The sequence below is a fragment of the Bifidobacterium criceti genome, assembly GCF_002286935.1.
GTDB classification, from domain to species: Bacteria; Actinomycetota; Actinomycetes; order Actinomycetales; family Bifidobacteriaceae; genus Bifidobacterium; species Bifidobacterium criceti.
Genome location: NZ_MVOH01000008.1, coordinates 96,226 through 120,184 on the forward strand (window position 1 = coordinate 96,226; position 23,959 = coordinate 120,184).

The following is a 23,959-nucleotide window of genomic DNA, read 5'->3' on the forward strand; positions in this document are numbered from 1 at the left end:
TGGGGCGCGCGGTTCATGTAACCGACAAAGAACAACACCAGCACCGCGGGGCAGATTACGAACCCGCGCTGCAGAACACATAAGGAGTGTGCCAATATGGCAGCACAGATCTGGTACGAAGACGACGGCGATCTCTCGGTCCTCGACGGCAAGAAGGTCGCGATCATCGGCTACGGCTCGCAGGGCCACGCGCACGCGCTCAACTTGCGTGACTCCGGCGTCGACGTCGTCGTCGGCCTGCGTCCGAACTCGAAGTCCGTCCAGTTCGCGAAGGACCAGGGCCTTGAGGTCAAGAGCGTTCCGGAAGCCGCTGCCGAAGCCGATGTCATCATGATCCTCGCTCCCGACCAGTATCAGAAGGGCATCTGGGAGAACGACATCGAGCCGAACATCAAGGAAGGCGCCGCGCTCGCCTTCGCGCACGGCTTCAACATCCACTACGGCTACATCAAGCCGTCCGAGGACCACCCGGTCTTCATGGTCGCCCCGAAGGGCCCGGGCCACATCGTTCGCCGCGAGTACGCCGCAGGCCGTGGCGTCCCGGTCGTGACCGCCGTCGAGCAGGATCCGCGTGGCGACGGCTGGGATCTCGCCCTTGCGTACGCGAAGGCGATCGGCGCGCTGCGCGCCGGCGCGATCAAGACGACGTTCAAGGAAGAGACCGAGACCGATCTCTTCGGTGAGCAGAACGTGCTCCTCGGCGGCGTCAACAAGCTCGTCGAAATGGGCTTCGAGGTCCTCACCGACGCCGGCTACCAGCCGGAGATCGCCTACTTCGAGGTCTGCCACGAGCTCAAGATGATCGTCGACCTGATGAACGAAGGCGGCCTCAACAAGGATCGTTGGTCCTGCTCCGACACCGCCCAGTACGGCGATTACGTCAACACCGTCATCGACGAGCACGCCCGCGAGCGCATGGAGTACCACCTCAAGCGCATCCAGGACGGCTCGTTCGCCCAGGAGTTCATGGATGACCAGGCCGCTGGCGCCCCGAAGTTCAAGCAGCTCCAGGAGGAGTACTCGAACGTCCGCATCGAAGAGGTCGGCCCGAAGCTCCGCGCGATGTTCTCGTGGAACAACGAAGCCGCGAAGGACGCCGACGAGGCCAATTCCTTCACCGGCAAGATCGCCCGCGCCCAGGTTCAGGACGCCGAGTGATCTGATCTGATTTGCGAACGGGGGCCGCACAACGACATGTTGTGCGGCCCCCGTTCGCGTATCTCGGCATCTTTGGGTGTCGAGGTGTGCGAATGAATGATAGAGGGCTCCCCAAATAAGACAGGAGAGCCCCACCCGCTACCGCTTCTTCCAACGATAGACGATGGCCGCCATCACCAGCATGCAGCCAATGAGGGCGTATGGTGCATCGAGTCTTGAAACAAGCATCGACAACACTGCCATCAACATCACGCCGGAATCATCCGGCTTGGGGTTTTGGGTGTTCATATGACACACTCCATTGTTATGATGCGCTGCCATCAAGGGCAACGCACAGCGTCACCCCGACGAATGCCAGAGCGGCCACACAGACGGTGAGCGAAACCGTCCTTGTGGCACATACATCCTAACTGGTATCATGGAACCACGGTGGACATCTGAGCGACCGTTCCAAGAACGGAGATGGCACACCCCATTGTTAAGCGATAGGCCGGTTCGAAAGAGCCGGCCTTCACTCTTTCCATACCAAACACGGGCAGTGAAGCTTCAAGTGCGACGGAAGGCGGCATATGGGCATATAGGAAACAACGTGAGCATTCTGCTTGGGCTCCAGCAGTATGACGGTTTCTTGGAATCTGCGATGCCACGGAAAAGCTATAACAAGTATAACAACTATAACAAGTATGAAAAAGTATAACAGCGCACTGTTTTGGCACGTGCCATGACATCTGCTACATTGGTGTTCTATGTGTGGAAGATCCATGATGGCGAAGGTTGCAGCGGCCATTCCCTGCGCGCGTTGATGCGCATCCTCTGCCTTCCATGATCCGGTGATCCGGATGCATCCAACCAAATGAACCATATGCGGCGCAGCCGGTCGGCTGACGTCTGCCGCAGCATGCCACCAATCGATGTTCAGGAAACGCTCGCGATCACGGGCCTTGCCTCGCATGCGCGCAGACCGCCGCTTCATCGAGGAAGTGAACCATCATGACCACAACACATGTGCAATCATGGCGCACCCGGGTCGCGTTGTTGCTCGCCGGGCAGACGCTTTCGCTCATCGGGTCGAGCGTCGTGCAGTACGCAATCGTCTGGCATCTCGTCATGCGCACCGATTCCGGCGCCGTCATGACCGTGACGACACTGTGCGCCGCCCTGCCGCAGGCGATCGTCTCGCTGTTCGGCGGCGTGTGGGCCGACCGTTGGAACCGCAAGGCGCTCATCATGCTGCCCGACGCGATCATCGCCCTGGCGACCATCGCGTTGGCGCTGTCCATCGCCAACGGCGGCGAGGCGCTTGCGCTGTTCTTCGTCATCCTCATGATCCGCTCGGCCGGCGGGGGCGTGCAGGCGCCCGCCGTGCAATCGTTCATCCCCGACATCACGCCCGAGGAGAAGCTGCTGCGTGTCAACTCGATCAACGGCACGATCCAGTCGGTCAACATGATCGCCGCGCCCGCGATCGCGGCCGTGCTCATCAACGTCATGCCGCTGTGGACGATCCTGTACGTCGACGTGACGACCGCGGTCGTCGGCATCGCGTTCGTCGCGCTGATCCGTGTGCGTGGCGCGGGGCGTACGCGGCCGGACGAAGCGCCATCGGCCTTCGCCGAGATGCGTGCAGGGCTGCGCTACGCGTGGCGCTACCCGCGGATCCGCAGTGTGCTCGTCTCGTACGCACTCGTGTGCTTCGTCAACATCGCGCCGATGAACCTCACGCTGCTGCTCATGAACCGCGGTTTCCAAGGGGGCCTCGATTTGGGATTCACCGTGCTCGAAACCGCCTCCGACAAGCTCGCCGCGAACGAGATGGCGTGGAGCGTGGGCATGGTGGTCGGAGGCGCGCTGCTGGCGACGGTCGGGGCGAAACTGTTCCATGACAACATGGCGCTGCTCGCCGCCGCGTTCTTCGGCATGGGCATAGGCACGGTCGCGCTCGGGTTGGCTCCGACACTGCTCGTCTATCTCCTCGTCGATTTCCTCATCGGCGTGAGCACGGCGATCGGCACATCGCCCACATACACGTTGCTGCAGCAGGAGACCGAATCCGACATGCAGGGGCGCGTCTTTGGGCTGCTCACCACGTTCTCCGGATTCGGCACGCCGCTCGGCATGCTTGTGTTCGGTCCTCTCGCCGATGTGGTGGATGTGCGCGCGATCTTCATCGTGGGTGGTGTGCTGACAATCCCGTTCGGTGTGTGGCTGCTGCGGGTGGATAAACGGTGGGCGCGCGAAGTGAGATAGCCGTCTTGGCGCACCTTTTCGTTTTCCGCTATGGGTAGTGTTTCTTCCGCTACGGGTAGTGCGTATGTATCGGAAAACAATATGATATGACCCGTTTTGCACTACCCGTAGCGGCAAGAGCCACTACCCGTAACGAAGAGGGGTTGGCGTGGCGCGACCACCACGGGCACCACGGCCACCGCGCCGTGCACTACCCCGCATACGGCAGCGCCGGCAGGTCGGTGCCGTTGAACAGCGGCGCGGGGCCCCAGCTCCTCCACGCATACCGCACGGTGGCAGGGGAGGGGATTCGGGCCGCGGCCACGCGCACCGTCATACAATCGCCGCTGCTGGTATCCGGCAGGATCCGCGCGGCCGCCGCCGCATACACGCCGTCCGCGCCGGCGACCTCGAACCCTGACTCGCCGGCGTCGCGTGCTCCGGTCTCGCCGAGCGCCGCACGCAGTGTATCCGGCGTCGTGCCGCACCAGTGCAGTCCGCGCGCGTTGGCAAAGGTCACGTCGAGCGCGCCGCCCTCCGCCGGCGCCACGCTCGCCACGTGCGGGCTTTCCGCCTCAATGTCCGCGCGCCCGTACACTCCGCGCAGCGCCATGTCCGCGATGCGCGTGCCGACGGTCGTCTTGTCGAGCGGGTGGATGTTGTCGAACTCGCCGCAGTCCATCGTGCACACGAGCAGCACGTCGTCGAGCGTCTCGCTCGCGTCGAGCTGCGCCGCGCGGATGACGGGCCAGTGCAGCGGATCCTCGCCGCGCGCGGCCATTTGGCCGTCAATCCACTGCGGCAGCTGCACCACGATGAACGGCAGCGCGCGCGCCGCGGCATCGGTCTGGTACCCGACCTCCGGCTCCTCATACCCGGCGAGATTCCACAAGGTGCGCCATTCCTCGATGAGCAGGCCGAGTAACTCGCGGTACGACTCGCACTGCGCCTCGTCCTCCTCGCCTTGGTACCAGAGGAATCCGCGCAATGTGTACGGCGCCACACGGCGCACCATCGCCTCGTATGGCGCGCTCACACGGCGTTCGGAGAACGGCGTGACCGGCGGCGGCCACGGGCAGGGGCCGATTTCCGCGTCGATCTGCGGCTGGGTGATGCCGGGGTGGGCCTCTTTCATCGCCGCGACATCGTTGTTCCACTGGTCGAACACCGTCTGCCATCGGTCGGCCTCCGCGCGCATCTGCTCTTCGGTTTTGCCTGCGATCGCAGCTTCGTACCGCTCCACGTAGGGGCGGCCGGCGTCGGAGCCGACGAGCGTGGCGCGGCTCATCCAACTGGTGATCGACGTGCCACCGATGTAGCAGTCGATGATGCCGACGGCCACATCCGCGCCGAGTTGCGCGCGCAGACGGGTGCCGAAATGGTAGGCGACCGCCGACATGCCGGCTACTTGCGGGGCCACCGCGGGATTCCACCCGGAAGCGGACTCCGCGGCTCGTCGACGCGGCCCGCCTTGGGCGTGTTGTAGAAACGCAGCAGTGGGTCGGTGGCCGCGGCAATCGCCTCGGCGCCGTGTTCGCTCGTGTGCAGTTCGAGCTCCATGTTGCTTTGGCCCCCGGCGAGCCATACCTCGCCGATCATCACATCGGTGAAGTCCACACGGTCTGTTTCATGTGAAACACGCATGGTATACGGGCCACCCGCTGGCAGGAAGGGTAGGATGGCAAGCCATGAGGCCTCGGGTGCGGGCGTATCTGCACCATTGGGCGTCTGTACTGCGGCCACCGTCTGCGCTACAGCCATCGTCTGTGCGACGGTCACGCCTTGCGCATCGGTCAGGGATGCCACCACACGCTCACCGGCCGGTGCCGTGCCGAACACGGCGATCGGTGTCTCGCGCTGCAGCACCATATGGTCGCTGAACACTGCGGCCACGCGCAGCGAGCCGTTGCGCGTGCGGTCCGCCGCGTCGGTATGTGCCCCTCCATCCGCGACCCCGCTCGCCCCCGGTGCGATTCCCGTCACTGTGACCATGCTGTTGTCCCTCCGTCCCATTCCGTGTTCAGTGTCTATGCGCGTTCCGGCCTGCTCACTGTCCCCACACATCGTCGCCGAACGTGGCGATATACGCGCACAATTCGCGCGCCATCTCCTCGTCCTCGGCGATGCGCGGATGCCCAGGTGTGCCGCTTCCCGCGCGCGAGTATCCGAAATACGTCACGCGTGGATCGCCGACGGCCGCGACGGCCTCGCGGATCGCGCGGTCCCACATGTCGCTGTGTTCGAGGATGGTCGTCGTGCAGATGATGCGCGCGCGCGGATAGCGGCCGCGCAGCGCGCGCACGAAGTCGGCGTAGCGTGCGCGCCAATGCGCGGACGTGCGCCCGTCGTAGTCGTCCTCCATGAAATCGTCCGGATGGGAATCGTTCTGACCGAGCGCGATGACGACGATCTGCGGTGCGTAATCGTCGAACGCCCACGTGCTCGTCTCGCCGAGTGCGGGATTGTAACGGACGCGGTCCCAGATGCTTTCCATGCCGATGTAGTCCGGTGCGTTGAACCAGCCGATGCCGTCGATCAGCGGTGCGCCGCCCTGCGCGATGATGCGCAGGTCCGCGCCGAGCATACGCGTCGCGATCGCGCCGTACGAATACCACGCGTTGCTGTAGCTCGTCAGATCGATGTCCGGATCGGCTTCGCCGGTGTAGAGGACCGCTTCGTTGCGCTCGCCGCAGCTCACCGAATCACCGTAGATCTCGATGCGGCGTTCGCTCGGGGCATGCCGCGGCGGCGCGATGCGCGCGTCATCGTCGATGCCGACGCCGATGAATTCCAAGTAATGCATGCCGCCGTCCTGACGTTTGAACACGACCGCCTCGTGGTCGATGTCCGGCAGGTCGTCCGCGATCAGTAGTGTGAGCGCGCCTTCGTCCTCTTCGGCGTACGGTGGCAGCTCCGGTTCCGCGGGGGAGGGGACGCGCACACTGTACTGCGTGTTGTCGATGATGACGCCGAGGCGGATATCGCCGTAATTCCAATGGTTGCGCAGTTTCACGCGCAGCGAGGTGCCGGTGAAGCGGAAGCGCGCCTGCGTGTACGGGAACACCCACAGTTGTCCGTCGTCGGTTTGTTCTGTACGTCCTTGGCATTGAAACGCTTGATTCGTAGATGCGATGAACTGCATGACACTCCTTTGGCTGCATCGCGTATGTTGTTTGCCGCTGTGCGCGACCGCGGACGCGTGCTGTGCTCCGCTCTGTACCGATGATAGTCGAGCCGCGAAACGCGACATGCTGAAGCGCTCAAGTAGTTCGATGATGCGATGTATGATGAGCATATATATTGATACAGTTATCAATAATGTGACGATTCGATGGCGCATCGCTGCGGCGTTGAGGAAGAAAACGGCGGAACGTCAACGAAAGGGCGGCAGATATGGCAGAGCGGTTCCCGAAGGGATTCCTGTTCGGCGCGGCGACGGCGGCGTACCAGATCGAAGGTGCGGCGGAAGAGGACGGGCGCACGCCGTCGATCTGGGACACGTTCTCGCACACCGGGCACACGTTGAACGGCGACAGCGGCGACGTCGCCGACGATTTCTACCACCGTTGGGAAGACGACCTCAAACTGCTGCACGACCTCGGCGTGAACGCGTACCGGTTCTCGATCGGCGTGCCGCGCATCATCCCGACCCCGGACGGCAAACCGAACGAAGCCGGGCTCGACTTCTACGAGAAGATCACCGACCGTCTGCTCGAATACGGCATCGCGCCAATCGTGACGCTCTACCATTGGGACCTGCCGCAATACATGGCGTCCGCGGACGGACGTGAAGGCGGATGGCTCGCGCGCGACACCGCGTACCGTCTCGCGGAGTACGCGGGCATCGTCGCGAAACGCCTCGGCGACCGCGTGCACACGTACACGACGCTCAACGAACCGTGGTGCTCGACGTACCTCAGCTACGGCGGCACCGAACACGCGCCCGGCCTCGGCGGCGGTCCGCTCGCGTTCCGCGCCGTGCACCACATCAACCTCGCGCACGGCCTCATGTGCGAAGCGGTACGCGCCGAAGCGGGCGCGAAGCCCGAACTGTCCGTCACATGCAACCTGCAGATCAGCCGCGGCGACGCGGACGCCGTGCACCGTCTCGACCTGATCGCGAACCGCGCGTTCCTCGACCCGATGCTGCGTGGACGCTACCCGCAGGAGCTCTTCGCGATCACGAAGGGCATCTGTGATTGGGACTTCATCCGTGACGGCGACCTCAAACTCATCAACCAACCCATCGACGTGCTCGGCCTCAACTACTATTCGACGAACCTCGTCAAGATGAGCGACCGTCCGCAGTTCCCGCAAAGCACAGCCGCGTCGACGAACCCAGGTGCGAGCGACGTCGATTTCCTCCCGACACCGGGACCGCATACGGACATGGGATGGAACATCGATCCGGACGCGCTCTACGAAACCCTCGTGCGCCTCAACGACGACTATCCGGGAATGCCACTCGTCGTCACCGAGAACGGCATCGCGTGCCCGGACAAGGTCGAAGCGGGCCCCGACGGTGTCAAGATGGTGCACGACGACGACCGCATCGACTATCTGCGCCGCCATCTCGACGCCGTCCACCGCGCGATCGAGGAAGGCGCCGATGTGCGCGGCTACTTCGCATGGTCGCTGATGGACAACTTCGAATGGGCATTCGGCTACAGCAAGCGCTTCGGGCTGTTCTACGTCGACTACGAATCGCAGGAGCGCGTCAAGAAGGACAGCTTCATGTGGTACCGCGATTTCATCGCCGAGCACAGCGCGCGCTGAGCACCGGTGCGCCGGGCGCGTGGTCGCCGATGCCGCAGTATGCGTCCTTCTGTTGCGTGTGTATGGCTGGAGTTGGCGACAGCGCCACACCATACGACCGTGTACAGCGGCTATATGGCTGCGAGTGGCGGCGCCACCGCATAGTGCGGCCATTTATGCGATCTGTCGATGACATGGGTATGCCGTTGTGCAGGAAGCTCCGCACTCCGGTACGCTGAGCGTCGCGTAATCGTACCGTGGTGCGTCATTTGCTGCGGGGCGCATCGGTGCAAGTCGATGAGGACACGCCGAAAGCGTGAAGCGCTTAATAGTTGCAGACGTCGAATCTGACGATGATGTCGATTATCGAGGACGTCGAAATACATCGGTTGTGCAAATCGAAATCGTTGAAAATACTAAGAATATAGTCGATTTGATGATAACGCTCGCATAGTGCATGATAGAAGCATCGTAGTGCATGACACAACGGAATTACTTAAGCGCTTGACAAGCTGGGTGAGGTCGGTTATATTGATTCCATCGTTCATCTCGGGCAGGCAGAGAAGCCGAGAGGTGATCAAAGCTCATTGCTGAGCTGGACGTCGGCGACGGCGCCCAAGAGAACCAGGAAGGACACAGGAATGAACGTCAAGAAGATTGCGGCGGCTGGTATCGCGGCGGCGTGCCTCGTGAGCGTTGCGGCTTGCGGCGGCAACGGCGGCAACGGTGCGGGCGAGAACAACAAAGCCGGCATCACGTATCCGGAGATCAAGCATGGGGAGACGGGCAAGGATCTCAAGGCCGAGATCACGTTCTTCAACGGACGTACCGACATGGGTCTCGCGACGTACCCGGGCAAGAACTGGGAGTCCTATATGAAGGACTTCAACGCGATGTACCCGAACATCAAGGTCAAGATCCCGACCGATTCGAACTACGCGGACTCCGCCCTCACGCGCCTCCAGGCGAACAACGAGCGGTTACAAGCAGGCCGTGCGTGACGACGACCTTCCGGCGAACGAATACGGCTACGGTGAAAAGGGCTGGGGCGATTACTACTACGCCGAACTCTTCCCGCAGCTGCTCGCCGACCTCGACCCGACGCACGTCTACCTGCCGAGTTCGCCGATGAGCTTCACGAAGTTCACGAACGCGAACTGGGACACCGACGGCACGATGCACATCTGGGACGCGTGGAATCGCAAGGACTACCGCATCTATGCCGAGTACACGCCTCGCTTCGCCGACGAATTCGGCTATCAGGCGCCCCCGGCATGGAGCACGCTCGTCGGCGCCGTGCATGATGAGAAGCTTGAGCCGTTCGGCAAGCAGATGCTCGTGCACCAGAAGGCGATGGGCGGCAACTACAAGCTCGCGCGCGGCATGCGTTCGCATCTGACGCCGGGCCAGCTCGACGACGTGAGCTTCGGCGTCGTCAACGGCAAGCCGAGCGACGGCGCACACAGCTGGCTCATCCCGACCGACAACTGGGACGACATCCAGGATTGGCATTGGGCATGCCAGCTCCAGCAGGCGCATGCGATGAAGTTCGGCGTCGAGCATATGCGTTCGCTTGCGCCAGTCAACGCAGGCGCGCTCATCTGGCAGCTCAACGACGACTGGCCGGTCGTCTCGTGGGCGGCCGTCGACTTCAACGGCCACCGCAAGCCCGTGTGGTACGCGTCGCGCGACTTCTTCGCGCCGCGTCTCGCGACGATCCAGCCGCGTACGTCCGAAGCGTACCGCGAAACGCACAGCTGGGAAGGCGTCAAGGTCGGCGCCGACCACTTCGAGCTCATCGTGCTCAACGACACCCGCGAACCCGTCAAGGACACGTGGACGGTGCAGCGTGTGACGTTCGGCGGCGACGTCCTCGCGACGCAGACGATCGATGTCGACCTCGATGCGACGTCGCACAAGGGGTACACGCTCAACGACGACATCGTCGATTATGACGATCCTAACGCCGAACTGATCATCGCGACACCTTCCGATGATGCGTTCGCGCGCGTCGTCTACAACCCGGCCGAAGTCATCGACCAGTCGCTCGCGGCGCCCGCGGAGGCGTTCACAACGGACGTGAAGAAGGTCGACGGCGGCGTCGAGCTCACGGTCACCGCGAACGACTATGTGCACGACCTGTTCGTCATGGTCGACAAAGTCGATCCGAACGCGACCGTCGATGAAGGTCTCGTCTCGCTGCTGCCGGGAGAATCGGTCACATTCCACATCACGACCGATACCGACGATGCGCAGGGCTTCGCGGATGCGGACGTGCTGCGCAGCGCGAACGACCTCAAGCGCGAAGCGAAGTGAGTGGGTTAAGCAGCCTTCAGCGCCACCGATGCTGAAGATGCTGAACCGTGTTTCGGACCGCTTGTGCGCTCCGGGACACGGTTCCCTGAAAGCCAACGAAAAATATGGGGAATGTCGGTCATGTGGACGCATCGGCCGGCATTTTCGTATACAATGGTTCTGAAGCGATTCAGTTGTTCTGGTTCATCAACAGCGAACCGTCCAAACGAATCGTGGGGCACAGCAGACCAGGCGCACAGCGCACGTCGTCCGAGCGACGCCGGTGCGACATATGAGACCGTAGGCGGCACACAGTGGCGTGCACGCCGCGTGACGGGATGGGAGAGACGACATGGCAGCTCAGAAGACGAAGGTCACGATTTTCGACGTGGCGAAAGCGTCGGGCGTATCCAGCAGCGCGGTGTCGTACGCGTTGAACGGAAAACCGGGGGTCTCCGAAGCGACGCGCGCGAAAGTGCTCCAGGTCGCGCGCGAACTCGGATGGAAGCCGAACGGCGCGGCGCAGTCGCTCGCGCAATCGAAAACGCGACGCATCGGCCTGATCCTCGGATACGATCCGCAACTGCTCGCCGTCGAACCGTATATGATGAGCCTCATTTCCGGCCTCGGCGCGGAACTTGAGGAGAAGGACTACTCACTGCTCGTACGGATGTCGATGGACAGCGATGACGAGGACTCGATTATCGAGGACTGGATCGCGACGAGCAACGTCGACGCGATGCTGCTGCTCAATCTGGAAATCGGCGATCCGCGCATCGAAATGATGAAGGAGAATCCGCAGATGCCGGTGCTCGCCGTCGCCGACGCGTCGCTCACCGCGGGACTGCCAACGCTCGCAAGCGACGACGCGGCGGCCGTCGGTCTCGCGGTGCGCCACCTGTACGACCTCGGACACCGCAGCATCGCGCGCGTCGCAGGACCCGAGGAGCTTGGGCACTCGTACATCCGCGATGCCGCGTTCTCCGAAGTGACCGCGGAACTCGGTGTACGCTACCGCTGCCTGCACACCGACTACACCCCCGCGGCGGGCGCGGACGCGACGAAGCGGCTGCTGAGTGTCAACCCCTCGCCGACGGCGATCATCTATGACAACGATGTGATGGCGCTCGCAGGGGAGGGCATCGCCGCGATGAACGGCGTGCGCGTCCCCGAGGACCTGTCGATCATGAGTTGGGATGATTCGTTCATGTGCGAAGCCGCGCACCCTGGCATCACGGCGCTCAACAGGGACATCGTCGAATCGGGACGTATCGCGGCGTCGCTTATGCTCAAGCTCATCGATGGCGAAGAAGTCGGCGTCGTCGAAGAACCACCATATGTGCTGCGCGTGCGCGAATCGACGGGTCCGGCACCGCAGCGCTGACAGCTGTAGGTGGCGGACAGTACTGAAATACGGCTGTTTTTGGCGGCACCACCGCCGGAGACAGCCGTTATTGTGTTATGGGTGGCTGTAGTTGGCGGCACTGCCGCAGTGTGCAGCCGTCTGCGGCGTATGTGGGGACGTAGTTGGCGGCACCGCCGCACAGTGCAGCCATTTACAACGTACATAGAGACGTTGTCAGCGGCGGTGCCTCACAGTGCGGCCGTTTGCGGCACCCCTATAGACGTCAGTGGCGGCACTGCCGCAAAGGACAGCTGCTCACAGTGTCAGCTCACTCAGTATCAGCATCCGCAGGCGTATCGCGGGGCTTGAGGTGGAAGGCTTTGCACGTCCAGCGCATGATCGCCCACATCGAAACACCGGCGCCGAGGATGCACCACAGGATCGGCACCCAGACGACCGCGCCGGGAACGAACCACATCAGGACGAACGGCAGCGCGATGAGCGCGATGTTGCCAAGTGCGAGGAGTGGTTTCATCAGTGTCAGCCGCACCGACTGCTTGATCTGCTCCCACCAGGACAGTTTGCTGCGCCCGGAAAGCGGCAGCACGAAGGACAGCATCATCATGACGATGACGAGTGCGCCGAGGGTGATGCCGTAGATGAGCGACGCCGAGTCGCCCGACTGCCGCGAAATGTACCACAGGTCGACCGCGCCAATCGCGAACAGTACGATGAACGTGAGCGAGAACAGCATATTGACGCCGAACCGACGCTTGAACGCGCGTATGAACGTGCGGAAGACGCCTTCGTCCGTATCCTCGACGATCTCGCGCGCGACTTCGCACGCCGCGCTCGTTGCGGGCCCTATCGTGACGATTGGGATCGAACAGACGAACCACGCAACGGACAGCATCGCGAGGTCGCCTATGCGTCCCATGATCGTATTGAATGGGTTGTCCGGGCGGAACAGGTCGGAACTCATCGTCGTCTCCTCGGTAAAGTCGTTGTCGGTATCGGTTGTGCTGTGTTCAGTTGTGTTGTGTATCAGTTGTACAGATAGTCGATGAAATGGCGTGCGTTGCCGCTCTGCTGTGTGTTCGCGACGACGCCGATGAGCGCGGCGTCGTCGGTCGCGAACGTGTGCCACCGTTTCGCGTCGTCAAGTTTGAGCCCGTACGGTTCCGCTTTGCCTTTGCCACTGCCGGAATCGTCGACGTCGTCGGCGAGGTCGGAATCGTCGAATCCGTGGAAATCGGCGGCGTACATGTGCAGATTGTGATATTCGTCCGCGCTGAGCGCAGACGTGAGGTTCGTGAAATACCCGTAGCCTGCGAGTTCCTTGAACACGTTCGGCGGTGCGATGACGACGTCGATCTGCTTGTCCGAGATCATCGTCTGCAGTTTCGAAAGACCATCCTTTTGTGTATCGAAATAGTCGTCGATGATGACGTCGCGTCCGAGTTGTTGCTCGTACTGTTCCTCGAGTTTCGTGGCTTCGCCGAGCGGCAGTGTGCTGTCGACGACGGCCGCGTAGAGCGCGGGGCGCTCACGCGGCGAGACGAAACGGACGATGACGAACGTGCACAACGCGATGACGATGACGGCGGCGATGCACGGGATGAGGAAATGTTCGCGGAAATACGTGGCCTTCTCGCGCGCGGGAAGGTGTGCGAAGACATACAGTTTCGATTTGCCCGCGTACTGCGGCGCTTCGGTGAGCGCATCGACCGCCTTGCGCTGCGCGTCGGTGAGGCGATCGTCCTGCGGACGCTTGTCTGTGGACATGGCACGCTTCCTCTCGTCATCTGGTTCCGGCTGCGGCGCCGTGGCTGCTGTCCGCGTGTGCGGCACGTCGGCGTGTCGAAACGAACCTCAGCCATGTTCTGTTTGCGTTACTTAACCGCTTAATTTATACTGGGTGAACGAAAAAGTCAACCCCTGCGGTGCGCCGCGCGCACAGCTTACCGAGGGACTGAACGCACGGCGAAGCAGCCGTGAGGATGCGAAGGAGACAACGATGTTCGATAACGGAACCCATGTGGTATTGCGGCGCGACGGTGTATGCGTCGTGCTCAAGACACCGGTCGACGAGATGCCGCAAGTCGAGTATTGAGGACGCGATTTCGACGTGCCGGATACTGAAGACGCACTGAAGATGCTCGACGTCATGACGCTCAAGGTGACGACGCCCGATGAGAAGCCGGATGCGGCGCTGCGTCCGTCGATCCTGCCGCAGGGCGCCGAGGCGTTCGCTGGCCGTCCGGGACTTGAGGCGTACCGCGGGAATGCTCCGGTGTTCGTGCGTTGGGCGTCCGTCACGACGAAGGGCGACGAACACGCGCTCGACGTGCACGCCGAGGATGGTGTCAACGATGTCGCGCTCGACATGCGTCTGACGCTCGCCGAAGGTGGCCTGCTGCTCGCCGACGCGACCGTTGCGAATGCGCGCGAAGACGGCGAACCGCTCGTCGTCAACTGGCTCGACATGACGATGCCGGTGCCGCGCCGCGCCGACCATCTCACGCAGTTCACCGGACGTTGGCCGCTTGAGAAGCAGCCGGCGACGACGGCGCTCCCCGTCGGTTCCGTCACGCGCGACTGCCGCCACGGCAAGACGAGCCACGAGAGCCCGTGGATGTTCATCGTGTCCGATGGCGCGCCGAAGTTCGCAAGCGGCGAAGTGTGGACGTGCCACCTCGCATGGAGCGGCAACCAGACCTACCGCATCGACAACCTCCCGCAGCACGAGGCGCCCCTCGGCGCCGGCGAACTGCTCGGCCCCGGCGAGATGCGCCTCGCGCCCGGCGAGACGTACACGACGCCGCAGGTGTGCTTCTCCTATTCCGATGAGGGCCTCGACGGCGCCGCATCCCGCTTCCACCGCTGGCTGCGCGCGCCGCCGCAGCATGTGCGCGGCGACCGTCCTGTCACGCTCAACACATGGGAGGCCGTCTACTTCGACCATGACGAGGCGACGCTCATCAAACTCGCCGACCTCGCCGCAAACGTCGGCGTCGAACGTTTCGTACTCGACGACGGCTGGTTCCATCTGCGCCGCGACGACACGAAGGGGCTCGGCGACTGGATCGTCGACCCGGAGGTGTGGCCGAACGGCCTCGACGCGCTCGCGAAGCATGTGCATGGGCTGGGCATGCGGTTCGGCCTGTGGTTCGAGCCGGAGATGATCAACCTCGATTCCGATTGCGCACGCGAGCATCCCGATTGGATCCTCGCGGCGCCGGAGGCGGTGCCGTGCCGCGCCGACGTCTCGTACCGCACACAATATGTGCTCGACCTCGCGAACCCGGACGCCTACCGCCATGTGCGCGACCAGATGGCCGACCTCATCCGCGAACTCGGCATCGACTACATCAATGGGACCACAACCGCGACGTGACTGAGCCGGTGCATGACGGCCGTTACGGCCTGCATGCGCAGACCGAGGCGTGCTACCGCCTCTTCGACGAGCTCAAGCGCGAGTTCCCGGGACCGGAGATCGAAAGCTGCGCGTCGGGCGGCGGCCGCACCGATGCCGGCATGCGCCAGCACGCCGACCGCATCTGGGCATCCGATTCGAACGACCCGCGCGACCGCGTGGACATTCAGCGGTACACGGAGCTCATTGTGCCGCCCGAGATGATCGGCGCGCATATCGGCCCGAGCCCGGCGCACTCCACATGGCGTGCGACCGATCTGTCCTACCGTGCGGCGATGTCGCTCGAAGGCTGCTCGGGCTTCGAATGGAACATCCTCGAATGCTCCGATGACGAGCTCGCGCAGATCACATCGTTCGTCACGCTCGTCAAGGAGCTGCGCGGCATCCTGCACACCGGTTCCGTGCACCATGCGGACTTCAAGGACCCGGCGCTGCGTGCGCGCGGCGTCGTCGCGGACGATGGTTCGCGCGGCATCTGGGTCGTCGCGACCGTCACGAACCTGCGTGATGCGCTCACCGAGCGTCTGCGTCCCGCGGGCGTATGTGACGACCGCGTCTACCGTGTGCGGATGCGTGAAGAGATCGGTGAATCTCGTTGGGGCTGGAACACGCCCGCGTGGATGCGCGACGCGCGCACCGAAGACGGTTTCGAAGTGGGCGGAAGGTTGCTCAAGAATATTGGTCTGCAGATTCCGCCACTGTGGCCGATGCAGGCGATTGTGCTCGACATTCGCGAGGCACGCTGACTTGCCACTTAAGCGCTTCAGTGGTACGCTCGACATCACGCACAACCACAACAGCGCACGGTCGCAATGACCGGGCGACGTCAACGACGACAATCAATCGGAAGGAAGACGGCAGACAATGGCCACCACTGATCCGAAATATCAAATCGGAACCCCGGAGAACAAGAAGTTCCTCGATATCTCCCGTGACAACCTCATCGCGTTCGGCCGCCATTTCCCGGCGGTCGACGGCAGCTCGTACTGGCTCGGCGACGACGGCACCCCGTGGAAGGACCGCAACCGCGCGACATGGATCACATGCCGCATGACGCACGTCTACTCGCTCGCGACACTCCTCGGCGTCGACGGCGCGGCCGAACTCGTCGATGACGGCATCCGCGGCCTGCGCGGCGTGCTGCATGACGACGAGAACGACGGATGGTACGCGGAGATCACGCCCGACATCTGCCATATGCCAACGAAGCAGGCGTACGCGCACGCGTTCGTGCTGCTCGCGGCATCCTCGGCGCTCCTCGCGGGACGCCCGGGCGCGCGCGAACTGCTCGACCAGGCGCAGCACGTGTACCTGACGAAATTCTGGGACGATGAGATCGGCCTGAGCGTCGATACATGGAACACCGAGTTCTCCGAGCTCGACACGTACCGCGGCCTCAACGCGAACATGCATTCGGTCGAGGCGTGCCTCGCCGTCGCCGACGTGACCGGCGACGAAAGCTGGCGCGAACGCGCGGGCCGCATCATCGAACACGTCCTCAAGTGGGCCGAAGAGAACGACTGGCGCATCCCCGAGCACTTCACGTCCGATTGGGTCGCGGAGCTCGAGTTCAACGCGGACAAGCCGGACGACCAGTTCAAGCCGTACGGCGCGACACCGGGCCACGGCATCGAATGGGCGCGCCTCATCACGCAGTACGCGCTTTCCGTGTACGGCAAGGACGGTGTGCTGGGCGGCGACGGCAAGAAGTACCTTGACGCGGCCGAACATCTGTTCAACCGCGCGGTCAAGGACGCGTGGAACGCGGACGGCGCGCCCGGCATCGTCTACACGACCGATTGGGAAGGCAAGCCGGTCGTGCACGACCGCATGCACTGGACGCTCGCCGAGGGTGTCAACACGGCCGCGACACTCTACCATGTGACGGGCAAGCAGGAATACGCCGACTGGTATGCGACGTTTCTCGAGTACATCGACACGTATCTGATGGACCACAAGGACGGATCGTGGTTCCACCAGCTCAACCGCAAGAACGAGGTCATCGACACGGTCTGGCCGGGCAAGTCCGACCTGTACCACGCGACGCAGGCGATGATGATCCCGCTGCGCGACCCGGCGCTTTCGATCGCCCCGGCGACGAAGAAGGGCGTCGAGGAAGGCCTCGACTGACGGTCCACGGTCCGCGCGTCTCCCATCCCTAGCTGAAAAGCGCCGCTTTGTGCGGCGCTTTTCGCATTGTCTGCGCCGGTTTTTCCGCAGTGCGGTACGGTGAGGGGCGCCTCAGTGTACCGCAGCACGGAAAGCGCGTTCCTTCACTTCGGGCAGTTCGATGACACCGAATCAGCTGCACGCCTAACCGTAACAACGCGTTCATAGAATGAGCGGCGGCCGTTCGCGCACGGAACGCGGGACGGCCGCCGTTCCATGTCGCGGACGTTGCTCCGCGCCATCGCGAGACACAAAAGGATGACCATGGACTCCACACCCGAAGTGAGCGAGCAGCCGCAACAGCTGCGCAAATCATTGAAAAACAGGCATATCCAGCTCATCGCGCTCGGCGGCGCGATCGGCACCGGCCTGTTCTACGGATCGAGCGAATCGATTGCGCTCGCAGGACCCTCCATTTTGCTCGCCTATATCATCGGCGGCGCCGCGATCTTCATGATCGTGCGCGCGTTGAGCGAAATGAGTGTCGAAGACCCCAAGGCGGGCGCGTTCAGCTACTACGCGTCACGGTACTGGTCGAAGCGCGCGGGATTCATCTCCGGATGGAACTACTGGTTCAACTATGTACTCGTCTCGATGGTCGAACTCGCAGTCGTCGGATCGTTCGTCAATTACTGGTTCCCGAACATTCCACAGTGGGCGTCGGCGGCGTTCTTCCTCGTCCTCATCACAATCCTCAACCTCTTCGGCGTGAGTGAATTCGGAGAATTCGAATTCTGGTTCGCGCTGATCAAAATCGTCGCCGTCATCGCGATGATCGCGGGCGGCGTCGCCGTCATCGTCGCGAATCTACCAACCGATTCCGGTGTGCGCGCGTCGTTCGCGAACTGGTTCACGGTCGACGGCGGCTTCTTCCCACACGGGGCGCTCACGCGCGCGTCCGACGGCCATTGGACGGGACTGCTCATGGCGCTCGTCGTCGTCATGTTCAGCTTCGGCGGCACCGAACTCATCGGCGTCACGGCGGGCGAGGTCGAAGACCCGCGCAGGACGATCCCGAAGGCGACGAACGGCATCATCTGGCGCATCCTCGTGTTCTACGTGGCCGCGCTCGGCATCATCATGGCCGTTGTGCCGTGGGACCGCATCGATGGCAAAATGAGCCCGTTCGTGCAGATCTTCGATTCCGTCGGTGTGCCGATCGCCGCTGGCATCCTCAACTTCGTGTGCCTCACCGCGGTCATGAGCGTCTACAACTCCGCGCTGTACTCGAACTCGCGCATGCTCTTCTCGCTCGCGCGCCAAAACAACGCGCCGGCGTACCTCGGACATGTGAACAAACGCGGTGTGCCGGTCGCTGCGGTGCTCACAAGCGCGGCGGTCACCGTCGTCGCCGTGATTGTCGTGTTCCTGTGGCCGCAATTTGCGTTCAACTATCTGATGTCGATCGCGACGATCGCCGCGATCATCAACTGGACGATGATCATGGTCACCGAGATGCTGTTCCGCAAGCGCGTCGCCGCGGGCGACGGCCCGGGCGAACTGCGCGGCCTGCACGGCGACGAGGCGCTTGCGAAGATCCAGTTCAAATTGCCCGGTTGGAAGTGGATGCCGTATGTGATCATCGCGTTCCTCGCATGCGTCGCCGTGCTGATGTGCTTCTCGACGAGCTACCGCATCGCGCTCGTCGCCGGTGTGATCTGGCTCGCGGTGCTGTTCGCCGCGTACGCGCTCACGCAGCGCCGTAGCCGCTGAATCGCGCAGGTGTGTGTGGGGTGCGCTGCCTCACAAATCGGGAATATTCGGGGATTTCCGATTTATGAGGTGGCGGTTATGCGCGTGTGGATGCGGCGTCCGCGGTATCGCACATATGCGCACATAGGGCACGTATATGCGCGCATAAGCGCACTCGCGCGCCCAGCATCGCACATCTCGCAACAGCACAACAGAGGGGTCTGGTTCATAAATCGGGATTTCATACGGAATCCCGATTTATGAACCAGGCCCCTCTGTAATCACACGCGCGCCGCGCTACTGCGCCGTTTCGCCGCCGTCGTTGTGCTTGCCGAGCAGATAGCCGCGCAGGCGCAGCTTCGCCTTCGCGATCTGCTGCATGCAGCCCGACGCGTACAGCACGCCGCATGCGAGGATGCCCGCGACGAAGCCGAGGCACACCTCCGCCACATTCGACCACGGCGCCGTGTCCGCCAGTCCGTTCGCCTCGATGATGCAGTATCCCACGAACATCACGAACGCGATCGAGAACAGCACCGTCATGCGCCGGTCCTTCCTCTCGTTGATCTGCGCGTTGTAGTCCGCCACCTTGCCCATCGTCGTGTTGTCGATCATGTCGTCACCTTTCCTTTCGCCGTCGAGGATCTCGTCGACGCTGATGTCATAGAGTTCCGAAAGCATCACGAGCAACGAAAGGTCGGGCATCGTCGATCCGGTCTCCCAGCGGGACACGCTCCGGTTGGAGACGCCGATCCGGTCCGCGAGCTGCTGCTGCGTCCAGTCGTGCCCGAGCCGAAGCTCCCTGAGGAACGCCCCGATATGCTTCTGGTTCATCGTGTCTTTCCTTTCGTCGGTCGTGGAGTGCGTTCGAGCATCAGCATGGCACCGCGTCTGCGGCAACACGCACATAATCGCCGGACGCAGCCCGAGAACTCGGGAGATGACCACGGATTGGACACGGGACACCGCTGTCCAATGGCGGAATTCCAACGATTGGACTAGGGGACGGCGCGACGCGCGATTGCGTGCTGTGTGTGGGGGGACGGCGTTTCGTCCCCCGAAGTCGGCGATACTAAGTTGGGATGGTAGATGAGGCCGAAGGTGGCACCGCGGCGGAAGGAGCAGGCGATGGCATACATCGAATTCAATGACGTCGTCAAGGAATATCCGGCTGGGGACTCGACGATCCGTGCGCTCGACGATGCGAGTTTCACCGCTGACGAAGGCGAACTGAGCGTCATCCTTGGGCAGTCGGGCGCGGGCAAGACGACGGCGCTCAACATTTTGGGCGGTATGGATACGTCGACGAGCGGCAAGGTCGTCGTCGGTGGCCGTGACATCACCGGTCTCAACCATCATGACCTCATCACGTACCGCCGCAACGACATCGGTTTCGTCTTCCAGTTCTACAATCTGATTCCCAATCTGACGGCGCTCGAGAACGTCGAGCTCGCGTCGCAGATATGTGAGGACCATTTCGATCCTGCGCAGACGCTCGACAACGTGGGGTTGGGGGATAGGCTCGACAATTTCCCCGCCCAACTGTCCGGCGGTGAGCAGCAGCGTGTCTCGATCGCGCGTGCGGTCGCGAAGAAACCGAAACTGCTGTTGTGTGATGAGCCCACGGGTGCGCTTGATTATGAGACGGGCAAGGAAGTGCTTCAGCTGTTGCAGGACATCTGCCATGACGAGCGTATGACGGTGCTCATCGTCACCCACAACTCCGCGCTCGCGCCGATGGCGCACAAGGTCATCCGGTTCCGTTCGGGCAAAGTCGTCAGCCAGGAGGTCAATGCGCATCCGACGCCGATAAGCGACATCGAATGGTGAGGTGACGGATATGGCACAGCACAACGCGCGTCGTCGTCCGTTCGGTTCGGCGTTCGCATTGGGCACGTGCAGGTCGTGGCTGCACGCGTGGAAACCGTTCTTGTCGATCCTCATCATTTCGATGTTGGGCGTCGCCGTGCTCACCGGCATCTATGCAGGGTGCCGTGACACGTTCATCGCGGCGAACCGTTTCTACGAGCAACAGGGGTTGCATGACGTCGAGGTCGTTTCGACGATGGGCCTGACCGATGACGATGTCGACGCGTTGCGCGGTGTTGATGGCGTCGACGATGCCGTCGGTGTGCATATCGAACGTGTGACGATCGATGGCGAAGGCGGACATCGTCTCAACGCGACGCTCCGCGAACCCGCGGACGCGATCGACGTGCCGTATGTGCGCGAAGGACGTCTTCCCGACGCGCCTGACGAGATCGCCGTGACCGAACAGTTCGCACACGATACGCACGACCGTATCGGAGATACGATTGATGTGACCGCCGCGTCCGGTGGTGATGAGGATGGCAAGGCGCATGCGCTCACGATTGTCGGCATCGTGACCGATCCGTCCGATCTGTCGAATCCGGAGGGGTATTCGGGGTCCGCGTTCCGTTCGGCGGTCGCGAACGACTACACGTGCTATGTCGCACCGGGTGCGCTCGAGAAGACCTTCGGTGCGGACGGGGACGTGTATGGTGCGGTCGTCATGCGGCTCGCCGATACACAGAACAAGGACGCGTTCAGTGACGATTACGATGCGCTCGTGTCGTCGACGGTCTCGCGCATCGAACGCGACGTGCAGACGAAGCGCGAGGAGGCGCGGCGTGACGCGTTGCAGAAGCGTGCACAGGACGAACTGACGCGCGCGAAGGAACAGGCGTACGTCGACATCCACACCGCGCAGGCGCAACTCGACGCACAACGCGGCCAACTCGACGAGCAGCTCAAGGCGCTCGACGCACAGGCCGCGCAAGTGCCCGTCGGCATGGCGATGCCCGAACCGCTCGCGAGCGCGCAACGCCAATGGGCGCAGGCGGATGCGCAGCTCAAGGCGGCGCAACAGCAGCTCAATACGAAGAAACAGGAGATCGATGACCGGTTCACGAAGGAACAGCAGACGGTCGATGACATCGCGCCACGCTGGTATGTGCAGTCGCGGACGGCGTTGAGCGGTTTCAGCTCGCTCAAATCGGACATCAGTTCGATCCAGTCGCTTGGCAACGCATTCCCGATCGTGTTCCTCGTCGTGGCCGTCATGATGAGCCTGACGACGATGAGCCGCCTCGTCGAGGAGGACCGCGGGCTTATCGGCACGTATCTCGGCCTGGGGTATGGGCGTGTGACGATCACGTTGCGCTATGCGTTGTTCGCGCTCCTTGCGTGCCTCATCGGCGGCGGATTGGGGTTGCTTGTCGGCTTCCTCGGCATCCCCGCGTTCCTGCTCGTCGTCATCAAGGGCCTGTATGCGATTCCCGACCTCAAGCTCGAATACGATTGGCTCTACGGGTCGCTCGGCATCCTGCTCTTCGTCGTCGGCGTGCTCGGCGCGGCGTTGTTCGCGTCGATCCGTGACATGCGGCAGATGCCGGCGACGCTCATGCGCCCGAAGGCGCCGAAAGCCGGTTCGCGTATCCTGCTCGAACGTATCCGGCCGTTGTGGAAGCGTATGAGCTTCCTCAACAAAGTGACGGCGCGCAACATCTTCCGCTTCAAGGCGCGCCTCATCATGACGGTCGGCGGCGTCGCCGGCTGCGCCGCGCTCATCCTGTGCGGGCTCGCGATCAACGACACGGTCGCCGCGCTCGGCCCGAACCAGTACCGCGGCGTTGACCAATACGACATGTTCGCGATGACGAACGACGGCGACGAGGACGAGTTGCGTGGCAAACTCGTTCAGGACGGCAAGACGACGGCGATCATGGAGACGCGCATCGAAAGCGGCGAGATCACGAACGGCGAAGGCAGCGGCACATCGGTGCAGCTGACGATCGTGCCGGAGACGCAGCTCAGCGAACTCAACACGATGTTCAGGCTTGAGCCGGCGCGCGATGATTCGATCTTCGGATGGCTGCACAACCGCGGCTACGACCAGCCGGTCACGTTGAACGACGACGGCATCATCGTCACCCAATCGGCCGCCCAATCACTCAACGTGAAAGCGGGGGACGACGTCGACCTGCGTGGCGCGGGCACCCAACCGCACCGTGTGAAGGTCGCAGCCGTCACACGCAGCCTCATCGGCGCCGAAACCTTCATCTCGGAAGACCTCTACCACCGGCTCTTCCCGGCATCCACGCTCGGCGAAGCGTCGGACACCGAACCGGCGATCACTTGGAACGCCGTCTACGCGAAACTCACAGGCGACAAGGACGCGCAGATCTCCTATGTGCAACAGCTGGAGAACGACGCGATCGTACTGAGTGCGACGTCGACGGCGTATCAGGCGGAACATTTCAAATTCGACCTGATGGGAGCGGTCGTCGGACTCATCGTCGCACTCGCAGGAAGCCTCGCGCTCGTCGTGCTGTTCACACTCGCGCATACGAACGTGTCCGAACGTATGCGCGAAATGGCGACGCTCAAGGTGCTCGGGTTCTACGACAAGGAAGTGCACCATTATGTGAACCGCGAGATGATGGTGCTCACGGTCATCGGCGTCATCGTCGGGCTTCCTCTTGGACGGTGGGTCGCGGGACTGCTCACGAACGTGCTCAATATGCCGGGATTGTATTTCGAAGTGCACATCGCATGGTGGAGCTACCTCATCACCGTCGTCGCGACGCTCGCGTTCGCGCTCCTCGTGCAGCTGTTCGTCGATCCCGTCCTGGACCGTATCGATCCCGTCAGTTCGCTCAAATCAGTCGAATAGTCACGTACATGCTGTATATGCGCACGCATCCGGGCGCGCATGCGCGAATAGGAGCCCGGGCAGACGGGTTCGCCGAGTGCCGAAGACGGCCGTTCGGGCTCCATCCGACGCTGCGTGACGTATACAGTGGAAATCGTTATGTCTAACAGTATCGAACCATCTTTGCAATCAGGTGGCCGCGAGAAGA

18 protein-coding genes and 1 pseudogene are annotated in these 23,959 nt (G+C 62.7%); 12 read left to right on the forward strand and 7 right to left on the reverse strand.

Annotated features, from left to right (window positions below):
- Nucleotides 1-96: 96 nt before the first annotated feature.
- The gene (gene ilvC, locus B1526_RS04605; protein WP_095614908.1) at nt 97-1,158 is read left to right on the forward strand and encodes a ketol-acid reductoisomerase; all 1,062 of its coding nucleotides are present in this window, start codon (nt 97-99) and stop codon (nt 1,156-1,158) included.
- A gap of 138 nt (nt 1,159-1,296) precedes the next feature.
- On the opposite strand, the gene B1526_RS09120 is transcribed toward ilvC, so the two are convergent.
- Nucleotides 1,297-1,446, reverse strand: coding sequence for a hypothetical protein (locus B1526_RS09120; RefSeq protein WP_157908697.1), 150 nt, complete (start codon nt 1,444-1,446; stop codon nt 1,297-1,299).
- Nucleotides 1,447-2,148: 702 nt separating this feature from the next.
- Between B1526_RS09120 and B1526_RS04610 the strand changes: the two genes are divergently transcribed.
- Nucleotides 2,149-3,405 carry an MFS transporter gene (locus tag B1526_RS04610; RefSeq protein ID WP_095614909.1) on the forward strand — a complete coding sequence of 419 codons (1,257 nt, stop codon included), beginning with the start codon at nt 2,149-2,151 and terminating at the stop codon, nt 3,403-3,405.
- 190 nt (nt 3,406-3,595) lie between these two features.
- On the opposite strand, the gene B1526_RS04615 is transcribed toward B1526_RS04610, so the two are convergent.
- Genes B1526_RS04615 through B1526_RS04620 form a run of 3 tightly spaced genes read right to left on the reverse strand, consistent with a single transcriptional unit; the run spans nt 3,596 to nt 6,526 of the window.
- On the reverse strand, nt 3,596-4,804 hold the full coding sequence (locus tag B1526_RS04615; RefSeq protein WP_235607034.1) for a sialate O-acetylesterase: 1,209 nt from the start codon (nt 4,802-4,804) through the stop codon (nt 3,596-3,598).
- A complete protein-coding gene (locus B1526_RS09280; protein ID WP_235607035.1) occupies nt 4,789-5,376 on the reverse strand; it encodes a hypothetical protein in 588 nt (195 codons plus the stop codon). The genes B1526_RS04615 and B1526_RS09280 overlap by 16 nt, the downstream gene beginning before the upstream one ends.
- A gap of 55 nt (nt 5,377-5,431) precedes the next feature.
- Nucleotides 5,432-6,526, reverse strand: coding sequence for an SGNH/GDSL hydrolase family protein (locus B1526_RS04620; RefSeq protein WP_095614910.1), 1,095 nt, complete (start codon nt 6,524-6,526; stop codon nt 5,432-5,434).
- Nucleotides 6,527-6,777: 251 nt separating this feature from the next.
- Between B1526_RS04620 and B1526_RS04625 the strand changes: the two genes are divergently transcribed.
- The 4 genes from B1526_RS04625 to B1526_RS04640 all read left to right on the forward strand — a co-directional run bounded on the left by B1526_RS04625 (nt 6,778) and on the right by B1526_RS04640 (nt 11,818).
- Complete coding sequence (locus B1526_RS04625; protein ID WP_095614911.1) at nt 6,778-8,160, forward strand: GH1 family beta-glucosidase; 1,383 nt, start codon at nt 6,778-6,780, stop codon at nt 8,158-8,160.
- 620 nt (nt 8,161-8,780) lie between these two features.
- Complete coding sequence (locus B1526_RS04630) at nt 8,781-9,140, forward strand: hypothetical protein (RefSeq protein ID WP_095614912.1); 360 nt, start codon at nt 8,781-8,783, stop codon at nt 9,138-9,140.
- Nucleotides 9,133-10,455: a glycoside hydrolase family 2 protein gene (locus B1526_RS09285; RefSeq protein ID WP_235607036.1), complete on the forward strand. Its 1,323-nt coding sequence runs from the start codon at nt 9,133-9,135 to the stop codon at nt 10,453-10,455. Before B1526_RS04630 ends, B1526_RS09285 begins: the two co-directional genes overlap by 8 nt.
- Nucleotides 10,456-10,786: 331 nt before the next feature.
- Nucleotides 10,787-11,818, forward strand: coding sequence for a LacI family DNA-binding transcriptional regulator (locus B1526_RS04640; RefSeq protein ID WP_095614913.1), 1,032 nt, complete (start codon nt 10,787-10,789; stop codon nt 11,816-11,818).
- A gap of 289 nt (nt 11,819-12,107) precedes the next feature.
- Here B1526_RS04640 and B1526_RS04645 read toward each other — a convergent pair whose 3' ends face one another.
- Together B1526_RS04645 and B1526_RS04650 are read right to left on the reverse strand one after the other, a co-directional pair.
- Nucleotides 12,108-12,761: a YesL family protein gene (locus B1526_RS04645; RefSeq protein WP_095614914.1), complete on the reverse strand. Its 654-nt coding sequence runs from the start codon at nt 12,759-12,761 to the stop codon at nt 12,108-12,110.
- Between the two features lie 62 nt (nt 12,762-12,823).
- Nucleotides 12,824-13,564, reverse strand: coding sequence for a phospholipase D-like domain-containing protein (locus tag B1526_RS04650; protein WP_095614915.1), 741 nt, complete (start codon nt 13,562-13,564; stop codon nt 12,824-12,826).
- A gap of 382 nt (nt 13,565-13,946) precedes the next feature.
- On the opposite strand from B1526_RS04650, the pseudogene B1526_RS09290 reads away from it, so the two are divergent.
- The 4 genes and pseudogenes from B1526_RS09290 to B1526_RS04665 form a co-directional block, all read left to right on the forward strand.
- Nucleotides 13,947-15,553, forward strand: a pseudogene (locus B1526_RS09290) (alpha-galactosidase); the annotation flags it as partial.
- Nucleotides 15,554-15,616: 63 nt separating this feature from the next.
- On the forward strand, nt 15,617-15,961 hold the full coding sequence (locus B1526_RS09295; protein ID WP_235607040.1) for a GH36 C-terminal domain-containing protein: 345 nt from the start codon (nt 15,617-15,619) through the stop codon (nt 15,959-15,961).
- 118 nt (nt 15,962-16,079) lie between these two features.
- Complete coding sequence (locus B1526_RS04660; RefSeq protein WP_095614916.1) at nt 16,080-17,345, forward strand: AGE family epimerase/isomerase; 1,266 nt, start codon at nt 16,080-16,082, stop codon at nt 17,343-17,345.
- A gap of 303 nt (nt 17,346-17,648) precedes the next feature.
- Nucleotides 17,649-19,097: an amino acid permease gene (locus B1526_RS04665; protein WP_407640998.1), complete on the forward strand. Its 1,449-nt coding sequence runs from the start codon at nt 17,649-17,651 to the stop codon at nt 19,095-19,097.
- 276 nt (nt 19,098-19,373) lie between these two features.
- Here the strand turns inward: B1526_RS04665 and B1526_RS04670 are convergent, their stop codons facing one another.
- Nucleotides 19,374-19,910, reverse strand: a complete 537-nt coding sequence (locus B1526_RS04670) for a helix-turn-helix domain-containing protein (protein WP_157908698.1) — start codon at nt 19,908-19,910, stop codon at nt 19,374-19,376.
- Nucleotides 19,911-20,204: 294 nt separating this feature from the next.
- On the opposite strand from B1526_RS04670, the gene B1526_RS04675 reads away from it, so the two are divergent.
- Nucleotides 20,205-20,906, forward strand: a complete 702-nt coding sequence (locus tag B1526_RS04675; protein WP_095614918.1) for an ABC transporter ATP-binding protein — start codon at nt 20,205-20,207, stop codon at nt 20,904-20,906.
- Between the two features lie 10 nt (nt 20,907-20,916).
- Entirely contained in the window at nt 20,917-23,772 is a 2,856-nt protein-coding gene (locus tag B1526_RS04680; protein ID WP_095614945.1) for an FtsX-like permease family protein, read from the forward strand.
- Nucleotides 23,773-23,959: the final 187 nt, after the last annotated feature.